This is a genomic window from Burkholderia sp. BCC0322 (genome assembly GCF_902833045.1).
Lineage (GTDB): Bacteria > Pseudomonadota > Gammaproteobacteria > Burkholderiales > Burkholderiaceae > Burkholderia.
On record NZ_CADFDU010000014.1, the window covers coordinates 65,913 to 88,811 of the forward strand.

The following is a 22,899-nucleotide window of genomic DNA, read 5'->3' on the forward strand; positions in this document are numbered from 1 at the left end:
GGGAATGGGCGGTGGGGTGCCGCAAAGCAGAAGATTATAAACGTTCGGGCGGGCCCGGGGCCGAGAAGGCGGGAAACGCGGGGGCGAATGGTAAAATTCGCGGATGAAAAAACTCGTGATCCTGATTTCCGGTCGCGGCAGCAACATGGAGGCCATCGTCCGCGCGTGCGCGCAGGAACGCTGGCCGGCCGAGGTTGCGGCCGTGATCGCCAACCGGCCCGATGCGGCCGGCCTGGCTTTTGCCGCGTCGCACGGGGTGGCGACGGCGGTGGTCGACCACCGGTCGTTCGACGGCCGCGACAGCTTCGACGCGGCGCTCGCCGCGGAGATCGACCGATTCGCACCCGATCTCGTTGTCCTCGCCGGCTTCATGCGCATCCTCACGCCCGCATTCGTCAGACGATACGAAGGCCGGCTGCTGAACATCCACCCGTCACTGTTGCCGAGCTTCAAGGGCATCCACACGCACCAGCAGGCGCTCGACGCGGGTGTCGCGCTGCATGGCGCGAGCGTGCATTTCGTGATTCCCGAGCTCGACAGCGGCGCGATCGTCGCGCAGGGCGCGGTGCCCGTGCGCGCGGGCGACGACGCGGCCGCGCTCGCGCAGCGTGTGCTGACGGTCGAGCATGTGCTGTATCCGCGCGCGGTGCGCTGGTTCATCGAAGGCCGTCTGCGCCTCGAGAACGGCCGTGCAGTGGTCGCGCCGGAGGAGGCGCGCTGGATTTTCGCGGATCAACCGCATACCGAAACGAGTGAGGGCGTATGAAACTGCACGGATTCCTGATCGGCCAGACCGAGACTTTGCTGGCCGAGGTGCTGAAGTTTGCCGGCCCCGCCGATGCGACGACGAGCCGGTTCTTCCGCGCGCATCCGAAGCTCGGGCATGCCGAGCGCGGCGTGATCGCCGAGGCCGTGTTCGCGGTGCTGCGCCGGAAGATGGAGTTTTCGCACCTCGCCGAGAGCGGTACCGGCACGCCCGCGCGGCGCCTCACGCTGCTCGGCCTGATGCAGACGGTCGGCCGCAATGCGCTGAGGCCGTTCCTGTCGGACACCGAGTCCGCGTGGCTCGAACACGTGTCGAAAATCGACCCGGCGAGCCTGCCCGTGCGCATTCGCACGAACCTGCCCGACTGGATTTACCAGGCGCTGTCGGCCCGTTTCGACGGCGAGGAGCTCGCGCAGCTTGCCGCCGCGCTGAACTACCCGGCGCCGCTCGACCTGCGCGCAAACGCGCAGAAGGCGACGCGCGACCAGGTGATCGAAGCGCTGCGCGTGAGCGGCATCGATGCGGGCGCGACGCCGTTCGCGCCGTTCGGCGTGCGCGTGGTCGGCAAGCCGGCGCTGACGCGCCTGAAGCTGTTCGAGGAAGGCGCGATCGAGGTGCAGGACGAAGGCAGCCAGCTGCTGTGCTCGCTGGTCGCGCCGCGCCGCGGGGAGATGATCGTCGATTTCTGCGCCGGTGCGGGCGGCAAGACGCTCGCGCTGGGCGCGATGATGCGCTCGACCGGGCGCCTCTATGCGTTCGACGTGTCGGAAAAGCGCTTGGCAAAGCTGAAGCCGCGCCTCGCGCGCAGCGGCTTGTCGAACGTGAACCCCGTGCTGATCGACAGCGAGCATGACGCGAAGATCAAGCGGCTCGCCGGCAAGATCGACCGCGTGCTGGTCGATGCGCCGTGCAGCGGCCTTGGCACGCTGCGCCGCAACCCGGATCTGAAGTGGCGCCAGACGCGCACGGCAATCGACGAGCTGACGCCGAAGCAGGCGTCGATCCTCGCGAGCGCCGCGCGCTTGGTGAAGAAGGGCGGCCGGCTCGTCTACGCGACCTGCAGCGTGCTCGACGCGGAGAACGAGCGCATCGTCGAACAGTTCCTGGCCGATCATCCCGAGTTCGTGCTGGTGCCGGCGCAGAAGGTGCTGGAAGACCAGCGCATCGAGCTGGAGACGGGCGACTACCTGTCGCTGTGGCCGCACCGTCACGCGACCGACGGCTTCTTCGCCGCGGTGCTCGAACGGCGCGCGGCGCAATAACGGCGGGCCGGACGGACGATGGAGAATCTGCAGAGCCGCCTGCTGTCGCACCGGCTGGCATCGGTCATCCGCGATTTCCACCAGCCGGTGATGATCTGGCAGGCGGCGATCCTCATCGGCGCGCTGTGCTTCGCATGGGTGGCCGCGCGCTTCGTGCACGGCCGGATCGACGCGCGCCGCCGGGCGGCCGGACGTGCGCCCGGCGCGGGCGCGCAAAGCCTGAAGCGCGCGTTGTTCCCGTTGTTCGGCAGCGTGTTCGTGGGCGGCGCGCAGCTTGCGTTCGACCCGTTCATGTCGACGTCGCTGCTGTCGCTCGCGCTCGTGCCGCTGTTCGGCATCGGGCTGATCTACGTGCTGTTCTTCTTTGCGCGGCGCGTGTTCGCGCGCGATGGCCACACGCATGCGTGGCTGTCGATCGTCGAGAAGATCGTATCGACCGTCGTGTGGGCCGCGATGGTGCTGACCGTGCTCGGCATCCAGCGCGACGTGCTCGGCTGGCTCGACAGCGTGCAGTTCCGGGTCGCCAATGCGCACCTCACGCTGCTGTCGGTGATTTCCGGCGCGCTGTGGGTGTGCGTGACGCTGATGGTCGCGATGTGGCTCGGCTCGGTGCTCGAGGATCGTCTTACGCGCGCGACCACGCTCGACGCGAACCTGAAGGTCGTGCTGTCGCGGGTCGGCCGCGCGCTGCTCGTGTTCGCGGCGATCCTGATCGGGCTGTCGCTGGTCGGCATCGACGTGACGGTGCTCGGCGTGTTCGGCGGCGCGGTGGGTGTCGGCCTCGGTTTCGGGCTGCAGAAGATCGCCAGCAACTACGTGTCGGGCTTCATCATCCTGCTCGACCGCTCGCTGCGGCTCGGCGACGCGATCAGCGTCGGCGGGCTGCAGGGCGTCGTCACGCAGATCCGCACGCGCTACACGGTCGTGCGCGGCCTCGATGGCAACGAGACGCTGATCCCGAACGAAAAGCTGATCACCGACGTCGTGCAGAACCAGTCGTCGTACCTGACGCGCGGCTACGCGAAGGTCGCGGTGCAGGTCGCATACACGAGCGATGTCGAGCACGCGCTCACGCTGCTCGCCGATGCAGCCAAGGGCGTGCCGCGCGTGCTGGCGGAGCCCGCTCCGACCCCGTATCTGGTGGGTTTCGGTGCGGACGGGATCGACCTGGAGCTCGGTTTCTGGATCGAGGATTCGGCGAAAGGCACGTCCGGCGTGCGTTCGACCGTGAACCGCAACATTTGGCGCCTGTTCAGCGAGCACGGGATTTCGATTCCGTTCCCGCAGCGCGAAGTGCGCGTCGTCGGGTTGCCCGACGGCTTGTCCGCCGCGGGCGCGGCGGCCGGCAACGGCACCGTGAACGGGCACGCACCGGCTGCATGACGCGCGCCGGTCGCCAATCGTATCGACCCCGCGGCCGGAACCGGATCGCGGGCCTTTCCAAGTCCGCCCATGGACTGGGTTTGTTGCGTCAGGGCAAGAAAATGTTCATTTTTTACAAAGACTTGGAACGGTTGAAGTAAAATTCTGGTCTACACGCGGTATGCTTTCATTTTTCTGACGTCTGGCGCGGGCCGGCGTCGCTCTCATCACGGGTAACTGCCTTGTTGAATTCCCTGCTCGATTTTCTTTCCCACGGGCTCCTGCATTTTTCGTGGTGGCAGGTCGCGCTGTTCGCGCTTGCCGTCACGCACGTCACGATCATCGGCGTGACGGTCTACCTGCACCGCTGCCAGGCGCACCGCGCGCTTGAACTGCATCCGATCGCGAGCCACTTCTTCCGGCTCTGGCTGTGGATGACGACCGGCATGCTGACCGGTCAGTGGGCCGCGATTCACCGCAAGCACCACGCGAAGTGCGAGACCGAGGAAGATCCGCACAGCCCGCAGACGCGCGGCATCTGGAAGGTGTTCCTCGAAGGCGCGGAGCTGTATCGCGCGGAAGCGAAGAACGAAGAGACGATGCGCAAGTTCAGCCACGGCACGCCGAACGACTGGATCGAGCGCAATATCTACTCGAAGTACCCGATCCTCGGCGTGAGCCTGATGATGGTGATCGACGTCGCGCTGTTCGGCGTGCTCGGCCTCACCGTGTGGGCCGTGCAGATGGTCTGGATTCCGTTCTGGGCGGCTGGCGTCGTCAACGGCTTCGGTCACTTCTGGGGCTATCGCAACTTCAACTCGGCCGACGCGAGCACGAACCTGTTCCCGTGGGGCATCGTGATCGGCGGCGAAGAGCTGCACAACAACCACCACACGTTCGCGACGTCGGCGAAGCTGTCGAACAAGTGGTACGAGTTCGACATCGGCTGGATGTACATCCGCATCATGTCGGCGTTCGGTCTTGCGAAGGTGAAGAAGGTCGCGCCGACGCCGCGCCTGAACAAGCCGAAGACGGTGCTCGACCAGGAAACGCTGCAGGCCGTGCTGTCGAACCGCTACGAAGTGATGGCGCGCTACGGCAAGGCCGTGAAGCGTGCGTACCGTCAGGAGCTCGCCCACCTGAAGGAAATCGGCGGCGAGAAGTACCAGATGATGCGTGGCGCGCGCAAGTGGTTCCACAAGGACGCCGACGGCCTCGACGAGCCGCAGAAGAAGCTGCTGCCGGAAATCTTCGCGAACAGCCAGAAGCTGCATACGTACTTCCAGCTGCGCCAGGATCTCGCCGCGATCTGGGATCGTTCGACCGCATCGCGCGAACAGCTTCTCGCACAATTGCAGGATTGGTGCCATCGCGCAGAACAAAGCGGCATCAAGGCGCTGCAGGAATTTGCGACGCGCCTGCGCCGCTACGCCTGATTCGAAATCGATTAGAATCTAAGGACGTCAAAAACCCCGCGTTGGCGGGGTTTTTTTTATTTGGTCGGCCGGTTATTGAAGGGTGATCGGCAGGGCCGGATTGGTATGAGGCTTGGGGCAGCGTGGAAGTGTTGTTCCGGGGCGAGATCAGGGGATGGGATCAGAGTTGGCGCTAAGGCGCTGACTCGGATCGACCGCGAAGCATTGGATCAGAGTAAGCACTAAAGCGCGAACTCTGATCGACCGCGAAGCATGGGATCAGAGTAAGCGCTAAAGCGCTAACGCTGATCGACAGGAGATATGGAGATGCAATCGACGATCAAACCCGTCGAGTATGACCGGCCCGTTGCAGCAGGGACCGTGTGCGGCGTGGGGCAGGCATGGGCCAAGGTGCCCGAGGCACCGTCCGCCGAAGAGCGGGCTGCGCTCAAGGAGCGCATCAAGGCATTGCTCGTGCGTGAAAAGGCCGTGCTGGTCGCGCATTACTACGTCGACGCAGAGTTGCAGGAGCTCGCCGACGAAACGGGCGGTTGTGTCGCCGATTCGCTTGAAATGGCCCGCTTCGGCCGTGACCACGACGCGCAGACGCTGATCGTCGCCGGCGTGCGCTTCATGGGCGAAACTGCGAAGATCCTGAGCCCCAACAAACGAATCCTGATGCCCGATCTCGACGCGACCTGCTCGCTCGACCTCGGCTGCCCGGTCGACGAATTCTCGGCGTTCTGCGATGCGCATCCGGACCGCACCGTCGTCGTCTACGCGAATACGAGTGCCGCCGTGAAGGCGCGCGCGGACTGGATGGTCACGTCGTCGATCGGCCTCGAGATCGTGGCCGACCTGCACGCGCGCGGCGAGAAGATCATCTGGGCACCCGATCGCCATCTCGGTAGCTACATCCAGAAGAAAACCGGCGCGGACATGCTGCTGTGGCAAGGCTCGTGCCTCGTTCACGACGAGTTCAAGGGCATCGAGCTCGACCTGCTGCGCGCCGAGTATCCGGACGCGAAGGTGCTCGTCCACCCCGAATCGCCGGAAAACGTCGTCGCGCAGGCCGATGTGGTCGGCTCGACCACGCAGCTGATCGACGCGGCGGTCAAGTTCGACGCGACGTATTTCATCGTCGCGACCGATCTCGGCATCCTGCACAAGATGCAGCTTGCGGCGCCCGGCAAGACCTTCATCGCCGCGCCGACGGCCGGCAACAGCGCCACCTGCAAGAGCTGCGCGCACTGCCCGTGGATGGCGATGAACGGCCTCGCGAACCTTGCCGACGTGCTCGAACGCGGTCACAACGAGATTTTCGTCGATCCCGCGATCGGCGAGCGTGCACGCCTGCCGATCGACCGGATGCTCGATTTCGCAGCCGCGCACAAGAAGCGCGTACAGGCGAGCGGCGATCTGCAACGCGATCAGCAACTGTTTGCGAACGTGGGGGCTGCATGACGAGTTCGGCCGTATCCCCGCTGTTCAACCTCGTCCGCGAGCAATACGGCGCGGCATTCGACGACGCGATCGCGCGCAACGTGGCCGATGCGATCGCGGAAGACGTCGGCACCGGCGACCAGACCGGGCGGCTCGTGCCGGCCGGCGAGCGTCGCCGTGCTCGCATCATCGTGCGCGAGGAAGCCGTGCTGTGCGGCGTGCCGTGGTTCGAGGCCGTGATCGCCCGGATCGATCCGGCGATCGCCGTGCAATGGCGCTATCGCGAAGGCGACCGGATGGCGCCCGATTCGACCGTCTGCGAACTTGAAGGGCCGGCGCGCGCGCTGCTGACGGCCGAGCGCAACGGGCTGAATTTCCTGCAACTGCTGTCGGGCGTTGCGACCGCCACGCGTCGTTACGTCGATCGTGTCGAAGGCACGCGCACGAAGATCCTCGATACGCGCAAGACGCTGCCGGGCCTGCGGCTCGCGCAGAAGTACGCGGTGCGCGTCGGCGGCGGCGAGAACCAGCGTCTCGCGCTGTATGACGGCATCCTGATCAAGGAGAACCACATCGCGGCGGCAGGCGGGGTCGGCGAGGCGCTCGACGCGGCGTTCGCGCTGGATTCGGGCGTGCCCGTGCAGGTCGAAGTCGAGACGCTTGCGCAACTCGATACGGCGCTCGCGCATCGCGCGCAGTCGGTGCTGCTCGACAACTTCACGCTCGACATGATGCGTGAAGCGGTGCGCGTGGCGAACGGCAAGGCCGTGCTCGAAGTGTCGGGCGGCGTCAATTTGGATACGGTGCGTGCGTTCGCGGAGACGGGTGTCGACCGTATCTCGATCGGCGCGCTGACGAAGGACGTGCGCGCGACCGACTATTCGATGCGGATCGTCGACTGACCGAGCCCCGTCGATCAGACAAAAAAGCCGTTGGCGCTCAAACGCCAACGGCTTTTTTTGTGCGGCCACGGCCGGGGAGAGCGTACCGCTCAGCGACGCGCGCGCGGCGTGAGCACGCTCGGCAGCGCCTTCGGCAGCGAGTTGGGCCAGTCGCGGCTGTAGTGCAGCCCGCGGCTTTCGCGGCGCGAGTGCGCGCTCTTCACGATCAGCGTCGCCACGTCGACGAGGTTGCGCAGTTCGAGCAAGTCGCGCGTCACGCGGAAGTTCGCGTAGTACTCCTGGATCTCGTCGCGCAGCAGCGACAGCCGGTGCTTTGCGCGCTCGAGGCGCTTGTCGGTGCGCACGATGCCGACGTAGTTCCACATCAGGCGGCGCAACTCGTCCCAGTTGTGCGCAACGACGACTTCCTCGTCCGCATCCGACACGCGGCTTTCATCCCAAGCGGGCAGCGTGGCCGGCGTTTCGGTATCGAAGCCGGCTGCCTCGATCGCCTCGGCCGCTGCGCGGCCGATCACGAGGCATTCGAGCAGCGAGTTGCTGGCGAGGCGGTTCGCGCCGTGGAGCCCCGTGTACGACGTTTCTCCGACCGCATACAGGCCCGCGAGATCGGTGCGCCCGGCGAGGTCGGTGACCACGCCGCCGCACGTGTAGTGCGCGGCCGGCACGACGGGAATCGGCTCTTTCGCGATGTCGATGCCGAATTCGAGGCAGCGCGCGTGGATCGTCGGGAAGTGTTCGCGCAGGAACGCTTCCGGCTGGTGGCTGATGTCGAGATACACACAGTCGATCCCGCGCTTCTTGATCTCGAAGTCGATCGCGCGCGCGACGATGTCGCGTGGCGCGAGTTCGGCGCGCGGATCGTGCGCGGGCATGAAGCGCGTGCCGTCGGGCAGCTTCAACAGGCCGCCTTCGCCGCGTACGGCTTCCGAAATCAGGAATGATTTCGCGTACGGATGGAACAGGCAGGTCGGATGGAACTGGATGAACTCCATGTTCGACACGCGGCAGCCCGCGCGCCACGCCATCGCGATGCCATCGCCGGTCGCGGTGTCGGGATTCGTCGTGTACAGGTAGACCTTGCCGGCGCCGCCCGTCGCGAGCACCGTATGCGGCGCCTCGATCGTGATCGTGCGGTCGTTGTCGACGTCGAGCACGTACAGGCCGTGACAGCGGCGGCCGGGCAGGCCGAGCCGGTCCGACGTGATCAGGTCGATCGCGTGGTGGTTTTCGAAGAACGTGATGTTCGGATGCTGGCGCGCACGCGCCGACAGCGTTGCGAGCACCGCATGGCCGGTCGCGTCGGCCGCGTGAATGATCCGGCGGTGGCTGTGGCCGCCTTCGCGTGTGAGGTGGAAGCCGAGCTCGGCCGCGTCGTCCTTCGTGAACGGCACGCCCTGCGAGATCAGCCATTCGATCGCTTCGCGTCCGTGCTCGACGATATAGCGCGTCGCGCCTTCGTCGCACAGGCCGCCACCGGCGACCAGCGTGTCGTCGACGTGGTTCTCGATACTGTCTGCCGAATCGAGGACTGCCGCGATGCCGCCCTGCGCGTTATCGCTTGCGCCCTCCATCATCGAACGTTTCGCGATCAGCGCGACACGTCGCGTGCTGGCCAGATTGAGTGCGACCGACAGCCCTGCCAGGCCGCTGCCGACGATCGCCACGTCGAATTTCATGCTGCATCTCCATCGTTACGCTTTTGATCTTGTGCGTTCCGGCGGCCGTGGCCGCGGAAAGGGGAGAGCATACCGCGTCGGGCCCGAGCGTGCGCGCAAAACAAAAAGCCCCGCATGTGCGGGGCTTTTCGGTCGCCGTCAGGCTGGCAGAAACCGGAGATTACTTGATCTTGGTTTCTTTGTATTCCACATGCTTGCGGACGACGGGATCGAACTTCTTGATCGCCATCTTTTCCGGCATGTTGCGCTTGTTCTTCGTGGTCGTGTAGAAGTGACCCGTACCAGCGGTCGACTCGAGCTTGATCTTGTCGCGTGCGCCTTTTGCCATGATTGTGCTCCTTGGGCTTAGGCTTCGCCGCGTGCGCGCAGGTCAGCGAGCACGGAATCGATGCCGTTCTTGTCGATCAGGCGCAGGCCGGCGTTCGATACGCGCAGGCGCACCCACCGGTTTTCGCTCTCTACCCAGAACCGGCGGTTTTGCAGGTTCGGCAGGAAGCGGCGCTTCGTCTTGTTGTTTGCGTGGGAAACGTTGTTGCCGCTCATCGGCGCTTTCCCAGTTACTTGGCATACGCGTGCCATGAGAGCACTCCTAATACGCTAAATTCGGGGTTCGATCGCCGATGAAGGTTCCATCGTACCGCCACGTGATCCATGGCTGCACTCAGAACGCCGAAGCCCATACAGACAAGGCCCTTCGATGGCTAGAACTGGTTGGAAAAAAGACAGACGGCGATTCTAGCAGAAAAAGTTCAGAAAAATCAAACCTAATTTCGCATCGCCGTTGCGGCGCCCTTGGGTGGGCCGCAACCGCACAGTCTACAGCCAACCGGCCCGTGCGAACGAAAAAGTATCACTGGTGCCGATCACGACGTGGTCGAGCAGCCTGACATCGACGAGCGCGAGCGCGTCGTGCAGCACGCGGGTCAGGCGGCGATCTTCCGCGCTCGGCTGCACCGCGCCCGACGGATGGTTGTGCGCGACGATCAGCGCCGCGGCATTGTGCACCATCGCGCGGCGCACGATCTCGCGCGGGTAGACGGCCATGCGCGTCAGCGAGCCGCGCGTGATTTCCTCCATGTCGATCAGGCCGTGGCGCGCGTCAAGGTATACCGCGGCGAATACTTCGTACGGGCGCGTGCCGATCTTCAGCCGCAGGTAGTCCTCGACCGCACCTGGCGAATCGATCTGCCTCTTCTCGTGCGCTTTCTCCCTCAGCATGCGCCGCGCGATCTCGGTGACCGCAACCAGCCGAGCGGAGCGCGCGGGGCCGATGCCGGGGTGTGCCTCGAAATCGTCGGCGGTCGCCTCGAGCAGCCCGTGCAACGACTTGAACTGCGTGACCAGTGCGCGGGCAGTGACGAACACATCGTGCCCGGGCTTGCCCGTGCCGAGCAGCAGTGCGATCAGTTCGTCGTCGGTCAGCGCGGCCGGCCCGCGCTCCAGCAATCGCTCGCGCGGCAGCTCTGGCCGCCAGCCGCGCATGCGGCGCTTGCGGCGGTGGATCGGGAGGACACGGCCGGGCGGATCGGCCGGCTGGTCGGCGCTGTCGCGGCATTCGACGGGCGGCAGGGCTGGGCAGGGTGACAACATGCTTGAAACTCCGTTGGCGGGGGGCAGTCTGCGCGACGTCGTCGCACTTTCCGCCTTGCGCGCTCAGGTGACTTACAATATTGGCTTTGCGCCGGGCCTTTCGGCCGTATCGGGCGCCGACTGAACGAGTAATTCATGAGCCTCATCGATCTATCCGAAGTGAAGCCCGGTTCCCACGTCACGTTGCATTACCGGCTGGCACTGGCCGACGGCGCCGATATCGTCAACACCTTCACCGACAAGCCGGCCACGCTGCTGCTGGGTGCGGGGCAACTGGCGCCGTCGCTGGAACAGATTCTGATCGGCCTCAGGATCGGCGACCATTCGACTTTTCAGCTATCGCCCGAACAGGGGTTCGGTCCCCGCAATCCCGACATGCTCCAGCGCGTCACGCTGTCGACGCTGCGCGAGAACGGGATGGTCGGCGACGATTTCACGCCGGGCGAACTGATCGAGTTCAACGCGCCGGACGGCGGCCGATACGCGGGGGTGCTGAAGGAAGTCAGCGAAACCTCGGCACTGTTCGACTTCAATCATCCGCTCGCGGGCCAAGCGCTCACGTTCGAAGTGAAAATCATCGGAATCCTGTAATCATGAGCACCACCGATACGCTGTCCGGGCAGACCGTCGCCGCCGATGCCGAAATCCTGCTGGCCCAGCCGCGCGGTTTTTGCGCGGGCGTCGATCGTGCGATCGAGATCGTCGAGCGCGCCATCGCGATGCACGGTGCGCCGATCTACGTTCGTCACGAGATCGTCCACAACAAGTACGTGGTCGAGGATCTGAAGAAGAAAGGCGCGATCTTCGTCGAGGAACTCGAGGAAGTGCCGGCCGGCAATACCGTGATCTTCAGCGCGCACGGCGTGTCGAAAGCCGTGCGCGACGAGGCCGACGTGCGCGGGTTGCGCATTTACGACGCAACCTGCCCGCTCGTCACGAAGGTGCACGTCGAAGTGGCGAAGATGCGCCAGGACGGCGTCGACATCGTCATGATCGGGCACAAGGGCCATCCGGAAGTCGAGGGCACGATGGGGCAGGTCGAGCGCGGCATGCATCTCGTCGAGAGCGTCGAGGACGTGCAGAAGCTCGAGCTCGCCGATCCCGAGCGCATCGCGCTCGTCACGCAGACGACGCTGTCCGTCGACGACGCAGCCGAGATCATCGGGGCGTTGAAGGCCAAGTATCCGAAGATCCGCGAGCCGAAGAAGCAGGACATCTGCTATGCGACGCAGAACCGCCAGGACGCCGTGAAGTTCATGGCGCCGCAGTGCGATGTCGTGATCGTCGTCGGCAGCCCGAACAGCTCGAATTCGAGCCGCCTGCGTGAAGTGGCCGAGAAGCGCGGCGTGGACGCGTACATGGTCGATGCGCCCGACCAGATCGATCCGGCATGGGTCGCAGGCAAGCGTCGTATCGGCGTGACGGCCGGCGCGTCGGCCCCCGAAGTGCTCGCCCAGGCCGTGATCGCGCGGCTGCGCGAGCTCGGTGTGCGCAATGTGCGCGCGCTCGACGGCATCGAGGAAAACGTGTCGTTTCCGCTGCCGCGCGGGTTGAACCTGCCGCCCGCTGCCTGATTGACGCATTGCACCTGCGGAACACCGAAGCGCGCCTTACGGCGCGCTTTTTTTTGCCTGTCGAAATGACGATCGCAACCAATATTCGGATTAATGGTGCAACCGGGTTGCTCTGAGTGTTTCCAAGCGTCTCTCAAAATTGGTTGCAATGCAGGAAAACCCCATCGAATCAGGATTATTGGCGTCCTATAAATGGAGTTACAATGCGCCCGTTTTCAGGCCGGAATGGCCTTGAAATCGGGTTTTGGCAAGGCGCGGGAGACCACTCAATGCATGTGAAGTTGGCTTACGCCGTGTCCGTCGCCGCGCCGGTTGCAATGCGTGCCGGCTGCAGCAAAAAGAGCGACGACGGGGCGGGGAGGGCGGCTGCGGTGTTCGCGGCACCGCCGACCTGCGGCGTGCGCGTCGCCGGAACCGGTCGTGCGGCACCGTTCGCGTGCTGCATCGCGCAATTGGGCAAGGACAGGGAAAACGGGGCACGTTTGGCGATCGAGGATATCAACGCGCTTGGCCTGGCGAACGGTCAGGTTACGGGCACGCAGGTTGCAGCACCGCAGGCCGCCGGTCGTCGCTTGACAGCGACTGCCCGCGCCGCTCGACGCAGGCCGGCCATGGCGCCCGGCGCTGCGGGCCGCGTGCCGATGTCGCCGGCCCCTTTTCATTTCGATTCGACGAAACGGCGCGTTGCCGCGAGCAATGATGTCGCGGCACGCGGTCTGGTTCGTACGATGGATTCCGACGTAGTCCTGACGAATGTCGGGCGCGGCGTTCGCGGTGCCTTGCAAGGTAGCGCGGCTCGGAATCCGATCTGCCCGCGTGCGGGGCTTGCCTCGCACCGGACGGAAAAAGGCACGGATGCCGGGCAACCGGACGATGGCCGTCTCGGCATGCTGCCCTACGACTTCAAGGAGGCCACGAACACCGTCCTCGATGTCGTGACGATTTAGCGACGGGACTCATGACGGCACCGGAACAGTGCGGTGCCGTTTTTGTATCCGCTCCGGCGGCAGGTCCGGCCGTACAGGCCGGGCGGCGCGCGCCGGGACGATCCACCCTTACCGGTATCGATTTAGTACCCGCAGTGTCGCCGAGAAGGCGCGATTCCTCGCTTACCCGCGGGGCGCAACGTCCTCCGGCAGCACGGGCCAAGGAGCTTTAAATGGATATTTTCGTCCAGCAGGTTCTCAACGGGCTGGTGCTCGGCAGTGTGTACGCCATCATCGCGTTGGGCTATACGATGGTGTACGGCATTCTCGGCATCATCAACTTCGCGCATGGCGACGTGCTGATGATCGGCGCGATGGTCGCCCTGTCTGCCATCACCGTGCTGCAGAACCATTTCCCCGGACTCGGCAACGTCGCGACGCTGACGATCGGCCTGGGCATCGCCGCAGTCGTCTGTGCATTCGTCGGCTTCACGATCGAACGGGTCGCATACCGGCCGCTGCGTCGCGCACCGCGCCTCGCGCCGCTGATCACCGCCATCGGCGTGTCGATCCTGCTGCAGACCGCCGCGATGATCATCTGGTCGCGCAACCCGCTGCCGTTCCCGCAATTGCTGCCGACCGATCCGATCAACGTGATCAAGGCGACCGACACGACGCCCGGCGCCGTGATCTCGGTGACTGAAATCGTGATCATCGCGGTGGCGTTCATCGTGATGGCCGGCCTGCTGCTGCTCGTGCACAAGACCAAGCTCGGCCGTGCGATGCGCGCGATCGCCGAAAGCCCGAACACCGCGAGCCTGATGGGCGTGAACCCGAACTTCGTGATCTCCGCGACGTTCATGATCGGCTCCGCGCTCGCCGCGCTGGCCGGCGTGATGATCGCGTCCGAATACGGCAACGTGCACTTCTACATGGGCTTCATCCCCGGCATGAAGGCATTCACGGCCGCGGTGCTGGGCGGGATCGGCAACCTCGGCGGTGCGATGGTCGGCGGCGTGCTGCTCGGCCTGATCGAGCAGCTTGGGGCCGGCTACATCGGCAACCTCACGGGTGGCGTATTCGGCAGTAACTACCAGGACGTGTTCGCCTTCATCGTGCTGATCATCGTGCTGGTGTTCCGTCCGTCCGGCCTGCTGGGCGAACGTGTCGCGGATCGCGCGTAACGGAAGGGAGCAAACAACATGACATCCATTCAACCGATCGAATCCTCGACGTCGCTCGTCGAAGAGCGCAACACCGCCAAGACCGTCATCATCGGCCTCCTGACCGCGGTCCTCGTGATCGCGGCGCCGATCATCATCGGCTCGGCCGGCGGCAACTACTGGGTCCGCGTGCTCGATTTCGCGATGCTGTACGTGATGCTCGCGCTGGGCCTGAACGTGGTGGTCGGCTTCGCCGGCTTGCTCGACCTCGGCTACATCGCGTTCTACGCGGTGGGCGCTTACACGGCGGCGCTGCTGAGTTCGCCGCACCTGACCTCGCAATTCGAGTGGATCGCGGCGCTCGCGCCGAACGGCCTGCACATCCCGTTCCTGATCATCGTGCCGATCGCGATGGCACTGGCGGCGACCTTCGGGATCCTGCTCGGCGCGCCGACCCTGCGCCTGCGCGGCGACTACCTGGCGATCGTGACGCTCGGCTTCGGTGAAATCGTCCGGATCTTCATGAACAACCTCGACCGTCCGGTGAACATCACCAACGGCCCGAAGGGGATCACGGGCATCGATCCGGTGCACATCGGCGACTTCAGCCTCGCGCAGACGCACTCGCTGTTCGGGATCCAGTTGCCGTCGGTCTACATGTATTACTACCTGTTCGTGCTGTGCTCGCTGCTGGTGATCTGGGTGTGTACGCGCCTGCAGCACTCGCGTATCGGCCGCGCATGGGCGGCGATCCGCGAAGACGAGATCGCGGCGAAGGCGATGGGCATCAACACCCGCAACGTGAAGCTGCTCGCATTCGCGATGGGCGCGTCGTTCGGCGGCCTGTCGGGTGCGATGTTCGGTTCGTTCCAGGGCTTCGTGTCGCCGGAATCGTTCACGTTCTGGGAATCGATCGTCGTGCTGGCCTGCGTGGTGCTCGGCGGCATGGGCCACATCCCGGGCGTGATCCTGGGTGCGGTGCTGCTCGCGATCTTCCCGGAATTCCTGCGCTCGACGATGAGCCCGCTGCAGCACGCGCTGTTCGGCCACGACGTCGTCGATACGGAAGTGATCCGTCAGGCGCTGTACGGCCTCGCGATGGTGGTCATCATGCTGTACCGCTCGGAAGGCCTGTGGCCCGCGCCGAAGCATGAGGACAGGATCGCGAAACTGGCGAAGCGCAACAGCAAGAAGCCGGTGCGCGCTTAACCTACGGACACTGGGGATACACACATGAGCGACAAACAAATCCGACTGTCCGTCAAAGGCGTGAACAAGCGCTTCGGTGGCCTGCAGGCGCTGTCCGACGTCGGCCTCGAGATCAAGGAAGGCGAGATTTACGGGCTGATCGGCCCGAACGGCGCCGGCAAGACGACGTTCTTCAACGTGATCACGGGCCTCTACACGCCGGACTCCGGCGAGTTCAAGCTCGACGGCACGGAATACAAGCCGACCGCGGTGCATCAGGTCGCGAAGACGGGTATCGCGCGCACGTTCCAGAACATCCGCCTGTTCGGCGGGATGACGGCCCTCGAGAACGTGATGGTGGGCCGCCACGTGCGCACCAAGCACGGGCTGCTCGGCGCGGTGTTCCAGACGCCGGCCGAACGCCAGGAAGAGCGCGAGATCAAGGAACGCGCGATCGAGCTGCTCGAATACGTCGGCGTGCTGCAGTACGCGGACTACACGTCGCGCAACCTGTCGTATGGCCACCAGCGCCGTCTCGAGATCGCGCGCGCGCTGGCAACCGATCCGAAGCTGCTCGCGCTCGACGAGCCGGCGGCCGGGATGAACGCGACCGAGAAAGTCGAACTCACGCGCCTGCTCGACAAGATCCGCTCGGACGGCCGCACGATTCTCCTGATCGAGCACGACGTGAAGCTCGTGATGGGGCTGTGCAACCGGATGACGGTGCTCGATTACGGCAAGGTGATCGCCGAGGGTCTGCCGCAGGACGTGCAGAAGAATCCGAAGGTGATTGAGGCATATCTCGGCGCAGGGGTGCACTGATGGCAGCGGCAATGTTGAAAATCAAGGGCTTGCAGGTCAACTACGGCGGCATCCAGGCCGTCAAGGGCGTTGACATGGAAGTTCGTCAGGGCGAGCTCGTGACGCTGATCGGCGCGAACGGCGCAGGCAAGACCACGACGATGAAGGCGATCACGGGTCTCAAGGCGTATTCGGCGGGCGACATCGAGTACGACGGCAAGTCGATCAGGGGCATTCCGACGCACGAGCTGCTCAAGCGGGGCCTCGCGATGGTGCCGGAAGGTCGCGGGATCTTCGCGCGGATGTCGATCATCGAGAACATGCAGATGGGCGCGTACCTGCGCAACGACACCGAGCAGATCAAGAAGGACGTCGACCGCATGTTCGGCTTCTTCCCGCGCCTGAAGGAGCGTGCGACGCAGCTCGCGGGCACGCTGTCGGGCGGCGAGCAGCAGATGCTGGCGATGTCGCGCGCGATCCTCTCGAAGCCGAAGCTGCTGCTGCTCGACGAGCCGTCGATGGGCCTGTCGCCGATCATGGTCGAGAAGATCTTCGAAGTGGTGCGTGAAATCTCGAAGGAGGGCATCACGGTGCTGCTGGTCGAGCAGAACGCGCGCCTCGCGCTGCAGGCGGCCGACCGCGGCTACGTGATGGATTCGGGCACGGTCACGATGGAAGGTGATGCGAAGCAGATGCTCGACGATCCGAAGGTGCGTGCCGCGTACCTGGGTGAATGAGTGAGTGAATGAGCGGGCCCGGTGGCGTGCGACGGCAGGTGCCGGGCGCGCCGCACACGGGCTTTCGAAAGGCTGTCACGGGATGCCGTGACAGCCTTTTTTTTCGTGTCATGCGATTCGGGTCGAACTTGTGCGCGCGAGCGCGACTCCATTCGACTGGCGCGCCGCGCACGCGGCGCGGGAACGATCGGGCGGCGGCCCGTTGCCGGTCGCCCGCAAACCGACACACGGGCCGTGCAGCATCGACAGCCCATCGCGACACGGAGAGCACGCATGAGTCTGGACTACGGTTTCGTGAAGGCGAAGGTGACATCGGTGGCGAAGCTGAAGGGCTCGCCGCACGGCAGCGAGATCCAGTATCACGTCCACCTGACGCTGGCGCTGCCCGGCGGCGACTGGGACGTCGCGATCAACGTCGGCACCAACGACGCGGACGACCTGCTGAACTACAAGCTCGTCTACGATTTCCACCACCCGATCACGCAGACCCTCGCGGCCGCGGCCGAAGGCTATACGGACCTGACGGGGCAGGCCGCGCTGCCCGCGCTCGACTACCTGCGCAGCGACATCCTGAACGAAACGGGCGCGTGGCGCCCGAGCGCCGTGATGGACGGCACGGAGAATCAGGAGCCGATCCCGTCGCTGCTGCGGCTGGTGAACGCCGCGCAGTCGCAAGGGCTCGACGTCGTCGTGTTCGGCCGCTCGTATAGCGAAGGCAACGGCATCCACGACACGCACATGAACCAGGGTTCGACCGGTTCGAACTACCTGCATCGCGCAGGCGACGACCACAACGACCACAACGACATCTGGCAGGATGGCGCGCTGATCGTGCGCGTGAGCGACACGCAGTGGGCCGCGTATTTCGCCGCGTTCGAGCAGCAGGCCGTGCCGACCGACGCGCTCGGCAATCCGCTGCCGGGCGCGGGGCCGATTACCCGCTGAAGTGGCGGGCTGCCGGCCTTCGCTTCATGCGGCCGGCAGCGCCTTGCCGAACGAGATGCGTTCCTCGACTCGATAGCCGAGCGCCGCGTAGAAGCGGCACGCATCGTCGTTGCCGGGCAGCACCTGAAGATTGATCTTCAGGCAGCCGCGCGCGGCGAGCGCGCGTTCCGCATGCGCGATCAGTGCGCGGCCGATGCCGAGCCGCCGCGCGTCGTTCGATACGCCGAACGAGTAGAGCCAGCCGCGATGCCCGTCGAAACCCGCCATCAGCGTGCCGACCACGCGTGCGCCGCTGGTCGCGACGAAGAACAGTTCCGGCTGCGTCGCGAGCTTCAGCTCGATGGATCGCAGCGGATTGCGGTGCGGTGGCGCGTCGGCGTCTTCGTACTGCGGGAACGCGTCGCGCCATACCGCGAGCACGGCATCGGTGTCGGCGCGTTCGAACGGGCGGATGGCGACAGCATCGGCGGCGGCATGCATCGGCGGGCTCTCCTTAGAGCGTGTCGAGGACCGACCGCAGCATCGCCATCATCTGGTCGATTTCCTCGGTCGTCACGTTCAGTGCGGGCATGAAGCGCAGCAGGTTCGGCCGCGCGGCGTTCAGCAGCAGGCCGTCGGGCTGCATGTCGCGCGCCTTCTCGACGATCTGCGGGCCGATGTCCTTGCCGAGCAGCAGCGCGCGCAGCAGGCCTTCGCCGCGTTCGCCTTCGAAGCCACGCTCTTCCGACAGCTCGAGCAGCTTGCGTTTCAGGTATTCGCTGCGCGCACGCACACCTTCGAGGAAGCCCGGTGCGACGAGCTGCGAGATCACCGAATAGCCGACCGCCGTCATCAGCGGGTTGCCGTTGTACGTGCCGCCCTGGTCGCCGGCCTCGAACACCGCGACCTCGGCCTTCGACAGAAGCGCGCCGAGCGGGGCGCCGCCGCCGATGCCTTTCGCGAGCGTCATGACGTCCGGCTCGATGCCGGACAGCTCGTACGCGAACAGCGTGCCCGCCCGGCCGCAGCCGCTTTGCACTTCGTCGACGATCAGCAGCAGGTTGTGCTGCTTCGTCAGTGCGCGCAGCGCCTGCATGAATTCACGCGTGGCGGGAATCACGCCCCCTTCACCCTGGATCGGCTCGAGCATCACCGCGACGGTCTTGTCGGTGATCAACTTCTCGACCGAGTTGATGTCGTTCAGCTCGGCCTTCGGGAAGCCCGGCACCTGGGGTGCGTAGATCGTGTCCCAGCCCGGCTTGCCGCTGGCCGACATCGTCGCGAGCGTGCGGCCGTGGAAGCTGTGGTCGAACGTGATGATCTCGTACGCGCCGTTCTTGAACTTGCGGCCCCACTTGCGTGCGAGCTTGATCGCGCCTTCGTTCGCTTCCGCGCCGCTGTTCGTGAAGAACACCTTGTCGAACACGCTGTGCTGCGTGAGCAGGCCCGCGAGCTTCGCCATCGGTTCGTTGTAGAACGCGGGCGACGGGTTCAGCAGCTTTTCCGCCTGCGTCTTCAGCGCTTCGACGATGCCTTCGTTGCAGTGGCCGAGGCTGTTGACGGCCCAGCCCTGGATGAAGTCCAGATAGCGCTTGCCCGTGTGATCGTAGAGCCACGAACCCTTTCCGTGCGTAAACACGATGTCGGGGCGGTTCGTGATGTACATCAGCGAGTCGATCGGATAATCGTTCAGGGGCATGGCGGCAGACTCCAGCGGAGGGTGGACGGAAACGGGCAATAAAAAAGCCACGGAAGGCCGTGGCTGGTGGGTCGAACAGCTTGTGCGTAACCGATGAAGCAGTGTGGGGGTTACGCGCGAGTCCGTGACGAGCCTGCGGCATCCGGGCGGAGCGGCGAGCGGCGACGTCGAAGGGCGGACAGGAAGCAGTTCATGTGCGCAAGCATAAGGCATCCCGCGCCTCACTGTAAACCGCCGCGATGCCACGGATGTGACATCGCGGCGCGCAGTGCCGTACGCGGATGGGCGGACCTTAGACCGGATGGGCGAGATCGGCGGCGCTCGTAAACGAGTCCGCGTAGAACTCGTCGGCGGGCAGCGCGTGGTGTTGCGTGAAATCGCGCTGCGCGGATTCGACCATCACCGGCGCGCCGCATGCATACACCTGGTGGCCCGACAGATCGGGCAGGTCCTCGATCACCGCGCGATGGACGAAGCCGGTGCGGCCCGTCCACTGGTCGCCGGCGTCCGGCTCGGAGAGCACCGGCACGTACTTGAAGTTCGGGATCTCGCGCGCCCACTGCTCGGCGAGCTCGCCGAGGTAGATGTCCTTCTTGCGGCGTGCGCCCCAGTAGAGGGTCATCGGGCGTGTGATGCCCGTGTGCTTCACGTGCTCGATGATCGCCTTGATCGGCGCGAAGCCCGTGCCCGATGCGAGCAGCACGATCGGCTTGTCGGAATCCTCGCGCAGGAAGAACGTGCCGAGCGGGCCTTCGAAGCGCAGGATGTCGCGCTCCTTCATCGCGCCGAACACGTGGTCGGTGAACTTGCCGCCCGGCATGTGGCGGATGTGCAGCTCGATCGGGCCTTCCTCGTGCGGCGCGTTCGCCATCGAGTAGCTGCGGCGCGAGCCGTCCTTCAGGATGAACTCGACGTACTGGCCGGCGAGATACTGCAGGCGTTCGTTGGCGGGCAACTGGAGCTTCACGACCATCACGTCGTCGGCCTTGCGCTCGAGTGCGGCGATCCGGCACGGCAGCTTCTTGACCTGCACGCCGTCGACGCCGGCGATTTCGCGCACGTCGATCTCGAGATCGCACTGCGCCTTCGAGCAGCACAGCAGCGCGAGGCCGCGCGTGCGCTCGTCGTTGGACAGTGCCGACGCGGCGTGGGGGCCCTGTTCGATCTGGCCCGACACGATCTGGCCCTTGCAGGAGCCGCACGCGCCGTTCTTGCAGCCGTACGGCAGGTGGACGTTCTGGCGCAGCGCAGCGGCCAGCACGGTTTCGTCCGACTCGACCTGGAATTGCCGGCCGCTTTGCTTGAGAGTGACGTTGAATGCCATAGAACCAAACTAGAACAAAATGTGGGGACCGTGCATGTCGAGCACGGCAGCTACAATGCAAACCCGTTGCGCGTCGCGCAACGGTGGCTACTGATTTCGCAACCAACATGATCGCGACTCGAATCCTGCGCCGGCCGCGCGCACTGATCGTCGGCTGTGGCGACGTCGGCATGCGCTGCGTCGCGCAATGGCGCGACACGCGCCGCAACCTGCGGGTCTTCGCGCTGACGAGCCATCCGGCCCGCCGCGACGAACTGCGCGCCGCGGGCGCGACACCGATCGTCGGCGATCTCGATCGCCGGGCGACGCTCGGCCGCCTCGCGGGGCTGGCCCGCACGATCCTGCATCTCGCACCGCCGCAGTCCGATGGCCGCGACGACCGGCGCACACGTGCGCTGATCGCCGCAACGACCGTGCCTGCACGACGGCCACCGGTGCCGCCGGCTCCGGCGGTCGGCCGGCTCCGAACGCTGCGCATCGCTGCCCGACAGGCCGGCGCGCCCGTTCGGGCAGCGCGTATTGTACCCGACGGCCCTTATGCGCCGAGGCTCGTCTACGCCAGTACGACGGGCGTTTACGGCGACTGCGGTGGCGCGCGCATCGACGAGACGCATCCGCTGCGCCCCGCGAATCCGCGCGCGTTCCGGCGCGTGTCGGCCGAGCGGCAACTGCGTGCGGCGACGGTGCGCGGCGTGCTGTCCGCACGCATCGTGCGCATTCCGGGCATCTACGCGGCAAACCGTCTGCCGGTCGCACGGCTCGAGCGCGGCACGCCGGCGCTCGAACCGGCCGACGACGTCTACACGAACCACATCCACGCGGACGATCTCGCGGCGATCCTGCGCCGTGCGGCCGAGCGGGGCAAGCCGGCGCGCGCCGTGCATGCGTCGGACGACAGCGAACTGCGGATGGGGGAGTATTTCGACCGGGTCGCGCAGGTGCTCGGCCTGCCGAGGCCGCCACGCGTCAGCCGCGCGGACGCCGAGCGTCAACTCGAACCGACACTGCTGTCGTTCATGCGCGAGTCGCGGCGCCTGTCCAACGCACGGCTGAAGGCCGAATTGTGCGTGACGTTGCGCTATCCGACCGTAGACGATTTCCTTCAAACGCTCGCGCCGGGCAGCGCGTCAGGTCAGCGCCGGTAACGCCTCGATCAGCAGGAAGCACAACAGCGCGCCGATCAGCGCGCCAATCAGGTTCGGATGATATTTGTGCTTCAGGTGCATCGCGGCCAGCAGCCCGCCGATCACGATGACACCGACGACCGCGAACGCGATCGTCACGGACGACAGTTCAAAAGAATGGTTGATGTTCATGATGTCTCCCCTGCATCGCTGCTCGTACAGCTTGTGATTCGAGTATAGCGGGGGAACATACGGCCGAGATGCGGCCGGGCGTCGAACGGTCGTGCGGATTTTCCCTTACAGGGTTTTGACGGGATTGCGCAGCGCTGAAAGGTCGGCGCCATCGAGCCAGCGCCACGCACCCGGTGCGAGATCGCCCGGCAGCGCAAAGCCGCCGATGCTTTCGCGATGCAGCGCTTCGACGCGATTGCTCGCCGCCGCGACCATGCGCTTGACCTGGTGATACTTGCCTTCGAGGACGGTCAGCACGAGTGCGTGCGTGTCGCGCGCGTCGGCGGCGACCGCCGCGATCGGCTTCGGCTCGCCGTGCAGCTGCACGCCGGTGCGCAGCATGTTCAGTTGCGTGTCGTCGAGCGGGTGGCGCACGGTTGCCACGTAGGTCTTCGGCACCTTGCGCTTCGGCGACGTGTACGCGTGCACGAACTGGCCGTCGTCGGACAACAGCAGCAGGCCCGTCGTGTCCTGGTCGAGACGACCGACGCACTGCACGCCGCGCGCGACGAGCGGCGCTGGCAGCAGGCTGAACACGCTCGCGTGGTGTTGCGGATCGCGCGAACACTCGTAGCCGGCCGGCTTGTTGAGCGCGAGATACGCGTGCGCGTGGAACGGCCACGCCGTATCGTCGACCGAGAACACGAGGCCGTCGGTATCGAACCCGGCGTCGGGGTCGGTCGTGCTGGCGCCCGCCACGGTGACGCGGCCCGCTTCGATCAGGCCGCGGCACTGGCGGCGCGAGCCGAAGCCCTGGGTGTAGAGAATGCTTTCGAGATCCATAGCGCGCGC

24 protein-coding genes are annotated in these 22,899 nt (G+C 65.5%); 15 read left to right on the forward strand and 9 right to left on the reverse strand.

What is annotated here, in order from left to right:
- Positions 1–103 precede the first annotated feature (103 nt).
- From purN to nadC, 6 genes are all read left to right on the forward strand, one after another.
- Positions 104–766 (forward strand): phosphoribosylglycinamide formyltransferase, encoded by a 663-nt coding sequence (gene purN, locus HWX39_RS29395; protein ID WP_039368183.1) that lies wholly within the window; start codon positions 104–106, stop codon positions 764–766.
- The gene (locus HWX39_RS29400; protein WP_175971216.1) at positions 763–2,028 is read left to right on the forward strand and encodes an RsmB/NOP family class I SAM-dependent RNA methyltransferase; all 1,266 of its coding nucleotides are present in this window, start codon (positions 763–765) and stop codon (positions 2,026–2,028) included. Before purN ends, HWX39_RS29400 begins: the two co-directional genes overlap by 4 nt.
- A gap of 18 nt (positions 2,029–2,046) precedes the next feature.
- The gene (locus HWX39_RS29405) at positions 2,047–3,411 is read left to right on the forward strand and encodes a mechanosensitive ion channel domain-containing protein (protein WP_175971217.1); all 1,365 of its coding nucleotides are present in this window, start codon (positions 2,047–2,049) and stop codon (positions 3,409–3,411) included.
- A gap of 221 nt (positions 3,412–3,632) precedes the next feature.
- Positions 3,633–4,826 carry an acyl-CoA desaturase gene (locus HWX39_RS29410; protein ID WP_175950961.1) on the forward strand — a complete coding sequence of 398 codons (1,194 nt, stop codon included), beginning with the start codon at positions 3,633–3,635 and terminating at the stop codon, positions 4,824–4,826.
- 306 nt (positions 4,827–5,132) lie between these two features.
- Positions 5,133–6,269, forward strand: a complete 1,137-nt coding sequence (gene nadA / locus HWX39_RS29415; protein ID WP_175971218.1) for a quinolinate synthase NadA — start codon at positions 5,133–5,135, stop codon at positions 6,267–6,269.
- Positions 6,266–7,150 (forward strand): carboxylating nicotinate-nucleotide diphosphorylase, encoded by an 885-nt coding sequence (gene nadC, locus HWX39_RS29420; RefSeq protein ID WP_175971219.1) that lies wholly within the window; start codon positions 6,266–6,268, stop codon positions 7,148–7,150. The genes nadA and nadC overlap by 4 nt, the downstream gene beginning before the upstream one ends.
- A gap of 89 nt (positions 7,151–7,239) precedes the next feature.
- On the opposite strand, the gene nadB is transcribed toward nadC, so the two are convergent.
- From nadB to radC, 4 genes are all read right to left on the reverse strand, one after another.
- Positions 7,240–8,826, reverse strand: coding sequence for an L-aspartate oxidase (nadB, locus tag HWX39_RS29425; RefSeq protein WP_175971220.1), 1,587 nt, complete (start codon positions 8,824–8,826; stop codon positions 7,240–7,242).
- Positions 8,827–8,986: 160 nt separating this feature from the next.
- Entirely contained in the window at positions 8,987–9,154 is a 168-nt protein-coding gene (gene rpmG / locus HWX39_RS29430) for a 50S ribosomal protein L33 (protein WP_006478046.1), read from the reverse strand.
- Positions 9,155–9,171: 17 nt separating this feature from the next.
- Positions 9,172–9,405, reverse strand: coding sequence for a 50S ribosomal protein L28 (gene rpmB / locus HWX39_RS29435; protein WP_004186391.1), 234 nt, complete (start codon positions 9,403–9,405; stop codon positions 9,172–9,174).
- Between the two features lie 237 nt (positions 9,406–9,642).
- Positions 9,643–10,416 (reverse strand): DNA repair protein RadC, encoded by a 774-nt coding sequence (gene radC, locus HWX39_RS29440; RefSeq protein WP_175971221.1) that lies wholly within the window; start codon positions 10,414–10,416, stop codon positions 9,643–9,645.
- Between the two features lie 135 nt (positions 10,417–10,551).
- Between radC and HWX39_RS29445 the strand changes: the two genes are divergently transcribed.
- The 8 genes from HWX39_RS29445 (at position 10,552) to HWX39_RS29480 (ending at position 17,750) form a co-directional block, all read left to right on the forward strand.
- Positions 10,552–11,007 carry a peptidylprolyl isomerase gene (locus tag HWX39_RS29445; RefSeq protein ID WP_175971222.1) on the forward strand — a complete coding sequence of 152 codons (456 nt, stop codon included), beginning with the start codon at positions 10,552–10,554 and terminating at the stop codon, positions 11,005–11,007.
- A 2-nt stretch (positions 11,008–11,009) separates the two neighbouring features.
- Positions 11,010–11,990 carry a 4-hydroxy-3-methylbut-2-enyl diphosphate reductase gene (gene ispH, locus HWX39_RS29450; RefSeq protein WP_011352949.1) on the forward strand — a complete coding sequence of 327 codons (981 nt, stop codon included), beginning with the start codon at positions 11,010–11,012 and terminating at the stop codon, positions 11,988–11,990.
- A gap of 269 nt (positions 11,991–12,259) precedes the next feature.
- Positions 12,260–12,937 carry an amino acid-binding protein gene (locus HWX39_RS29455; RefSeq protein WP_244135123.1) on the forward strand — a complete coding sequence of 226 codons (678 nt, stop codon included), beginning with the start codon at positions 12,260–12,262 and terminating at the stop codon, positions 12,935–12,937.
- A gap of 212 nt (positions 12,938–13,149) precedes the next feature.
- A complete protein-coding gene (locus HWX39_RS29460; protein WP_011352947.1) occupies positions 13,150–14,100 on the forward strand; it encodes a branched-chain amino acid ABC transporter permease in 951 nt (316 codons plus the stop codon).
- Positions 14,101–14,118: 18 nt separating this feature from the next.
- Positions 14,119–15,288: an ABC transporter ATP-binding protein gene (locus HWX39_RS29465; RefSeq protein ID WP_175971224.1), complete on the forward strand. Its 1,170-nt coding sequence runs from the start codon at positions 14,119–14,121 to the stop codon at positions 15,286–15,288.
- A 24-nt stretch (positions 15,289–15,312) separates the two neighbouring features.
- Positions 15,313–16,089 (forward strand): ABC transporter ATP-binding protein, encoded by a 777-nt coding sequence (locus HWX39_RS29470; RefSeq protein ID WP_011352945.1) that lies wholly within the window; start codon positions 15,313–15,315, stop codon positions 16,087–16,089.
- Entirely contained in the window at positions 16,089–16,805 is a 717-nt protein-coding gene (locus HWX39_RS29475; RefSeq protein WP_175971225.1) for an ABC transporter ATP-binding protein, read from the forward strand. Before HWX39_RS29470 ends, HWX39_RS29475 begins: the two co-directional genes overlap by 1 nt.
- A gap of 273 nt (positions 16,806–17,078) precedes the next feature.
- Complete coding sequence (locus HWX39_RS29480) at positions 17,079–17,750, forward strand: DUF2278 family protein (protein ID WP_175971226.1); 672 nt, start codon at positions 17,079–17,081, stop codon at positions 17,748–17,750.
- A 24-nt stretch (positions 17,751–17,774) separates the two neighbouring features.
- On the opposite strand, the gene HWX39_RS29485 is transcribed toward HWX39_RS29480, so the two are convergent.
- From HWX39_RS29485 to HWX39_RS29495, 3 genes are all read right to left on the reverse strand, one after another.
- A complete protein-coding gene (locus HWX39_RS29485) occupies positions 17,775–18,230 on the reverse strand; it encodes a GNAT family acetyltransferase (protein ID WP_175971227.1) in 456 nt (151 codons plus the stop codon).
- A gap of 13 nt (positions 18,231–18,243) precedes the next feature.
- The gene (locus HWX39_RS29490; protein ID WP_096502305.1) at positions 18,244–19,428 is read right to left on the reverse strand and encodes an acetylornithine transaminase; all 1,185 of its coding nucleotides are present in this window, start codon (positions 19,426–19,428) and stop codon (positions 18,244–18,246) included.
- Positions 19,429–19,720: 292 nt separating this feature from the next.
- On the reverse strand, positions 19,721–20,752 hold the full coding sequence (locus HWX39_RS29495; RefSeq protein ID WP_039368138.1) for a CDP-6-deoxy-delta-3,4-glucoseen reductase: 1,032 nt from the start codon (positions 20,750–20,752) through the stop codon (positions 19,721–19,723).
- Positions 20,753–20,859: 107 nt separating this feature from the next.
- Here HWX39_RS29495 and HWX39_RS29500 point away from each other — a divergent pair, with 107 nt between their 5' ends.
- A complete protein-coding gene (locus tag HWX39_RS29500; RefSeq protein WP_175971228.1) occupies positions 20,860–21,897 on the forward strand; it encodes an NAD-dependent epimerase/dehydratase family protein in 1,038 nt (345 codons plus the stop codon).
- Here the strand turns inward: HWX39_RS29500 and HWX39_RS29505 are convergent.
- The gene (locus tag HWX39_RS29505) at positions 21,880–22,068 is read right to left on the reverse strand and encodes a hypothetical protein (protein ID WP_128842020.1); all 189 of its coding nucleotides are present in this window, start codon (positions 22,066–22,068) and stop codon (positions 21,880–21,882) included. The genes HWX39_RS29500 and HWX39_RS29505 overlap by 18 nt on opposite strands.
- 105 nt (positions 22,069–22,173) lie before the next feature.
- Positions 22,174–22,890 carry a 16S rRNA pseudouridine(516) synthase gene (locus tag HWX39_RS29510; RefSeq protein WP_175971229.1) on the reverse strand — a complete coding sequence of 239 codons (717 nt, stop codon included), beginning with the start codon at positions 22,888–22,890 and terminating at the stop codon, positions 22,174–22,176.
- Between the last annotated feature and the right edge of the window lie 9 nt (positions 22,891–22,899).

Bases quoted from the DNA above. Each gene is read 5' to 3' on its own strand.
- HWX39_RS29400 (WP_175971216.1), top strand. From the start codon at position 763: ATGAAACTGCACGGATTCCTGATCGGCCAGACCGAGACTTTGCTGGCC.
- radC (WP_175971221.1), bottom strand. From the start codon at position 10,416: ATGTTGTCACCCTGCCCAGCCCTGCCGCCCGTCGAATGCCGCGACAGC.
- HWX39_RS29510 (WP_175971229.1), bottom strand. From the start codon at position 22,890: ATGGATCTCGAAAGCATTCTCTACACCCAGGGCTTCGGCTCGCGCCGC.
- HWX39_RS29465 (WP_175971224.1), top strand. From the start codon at position 14,119: ATGACATCCATTCAACCGATCGAATCCTCGACGTCGCTCGTCGAAGAG.
- nadB (WP_175971220.1), bottom strand. From the start codon at position 8,826: ATGAAATTCGACGTGGCGATCGTCGGCAGCGGCCTGGCAGGGCTGTCG.
- HWX39_RS29505 (WP_128842020.1), bottom strand. From the start codon at position 22,068: ATGAACATCAACCATTCTTTTGAACTGTCGTCCGTGACGATCGCGTTC.
- ispH (WP_011352949.1), top strand. From the start codon at position 11,010: ATGAGCACCACCGATACGCTGTCCGGGCAGACCGTCGCCGCCGATGCC.
- HWX39_RS29495 (WP_039368138.1), bottom strand. From the start codon at position 20,752: ATGGCATTCAACGTCACTCTCAAGCAAAGCGGCCGGCAATTCCAGGTC.
- nadA (WP_175971218.1), top strand. From the start codon at position 5,133: ATGCAATCGACGATCAAACCCGTCGAGTATGACCGGCCCGTTGCAGCA.
- HWX39_RS29475 (WP_175971225.1), top strand. From the start codon at position 16,089: ATGGCAGCGGCAATGTTGAAAATCAAGGGCTTGCAGGTCAACTACGGC.
- rpmG (WP_006478046.1), bottom strand. From the start codon at position 9,154: ATGGCAAAAGGCGCACGCGACAAGATCAAGCTCGAGTCGACCGCTGGT.
- HWX39_RS29490 (WP_096502305.1), bottom strand. From the start codon at position 19,428: ATGCCCCTGAACGATTATCCGATCGACTCGCTGATGTACATCACGAAC.
- HWX39_RS29405 (WP_175971217.1), top strand. From the start codon at position 2,047: ATGGAGAATCTGCAGAGCCGCCTGCTGTCGCACCGGCTGGCATCGGTC.
- HWX39_RS29460 (WP_011352947.1), top strand. From the start codon at position 13,150: ATGGATATTTTCGTCCAGCAGGTTCTCAACGGGCTGGTGCTCGGCAGT.
- HWX39_RS29470 (WP_011352945.1), top strand. From the start codon at position 15,313: ATGAGCGACAAACAAATCCGACTGTCCGTCAAAGGCGTGAACAAGCGC.
- HWX39_RS29445 (WP_175971222.1), top strand. From the start codon at position 10,552: ATGAGCCTCATCGATCTATCCGAAGTGAAGCCCGGTTCCCACGTCACG.
- purN (WP_039368183.1), top strand. From the start codon at position 104: ATGAAAAAACTCGTGATCCTGATTTCCGGTCGCGGCAGCAACATGGAG.
- rpmB (WP_004186391.1), bottom strand. From the start codon at position 9,405: ATGGCACGCGTATGCCAAGTAACTGGGAAAGCGCCGATGAGCGGCAAC.
- HWX39_RS29455 (WP_244135123.1), top strand. From the start codon at position 12,260: ATGCATGTGAAGTTGGCTTACGCCGTGTCCGTCGCCGCGCCGGTTGCA.
- HWX39_RS29485 (WP_175971227.1), bottom strand. From the start codon at position 18,230: ATGCATGCCGCCGCCGATGCTGTCGCCATCCGCCCGTTCGAACGCGCC.
- HWX39_RS29480 (WP_175971226.1), top strand. From the start codon at position 17,079: ATGAGTCTGGACTACGGTTTCGTGAAGGCGAAGGTGACATCGGTGGCG.
- nadC (WP_175971219.1), top strand. From the start codon at position 6,266: ATGACGAGTTCGGCCGTATCCCCGCTGTTCAACCTCGTCCGCGAGCAA.
- HWX39_RS29500 (WP_175971228.1), top strand. From the start codon at position 20,860: ATGATCGCGACTCGAATCCTGCGCCGGCCGCGCGCACTGATCGTCGGC.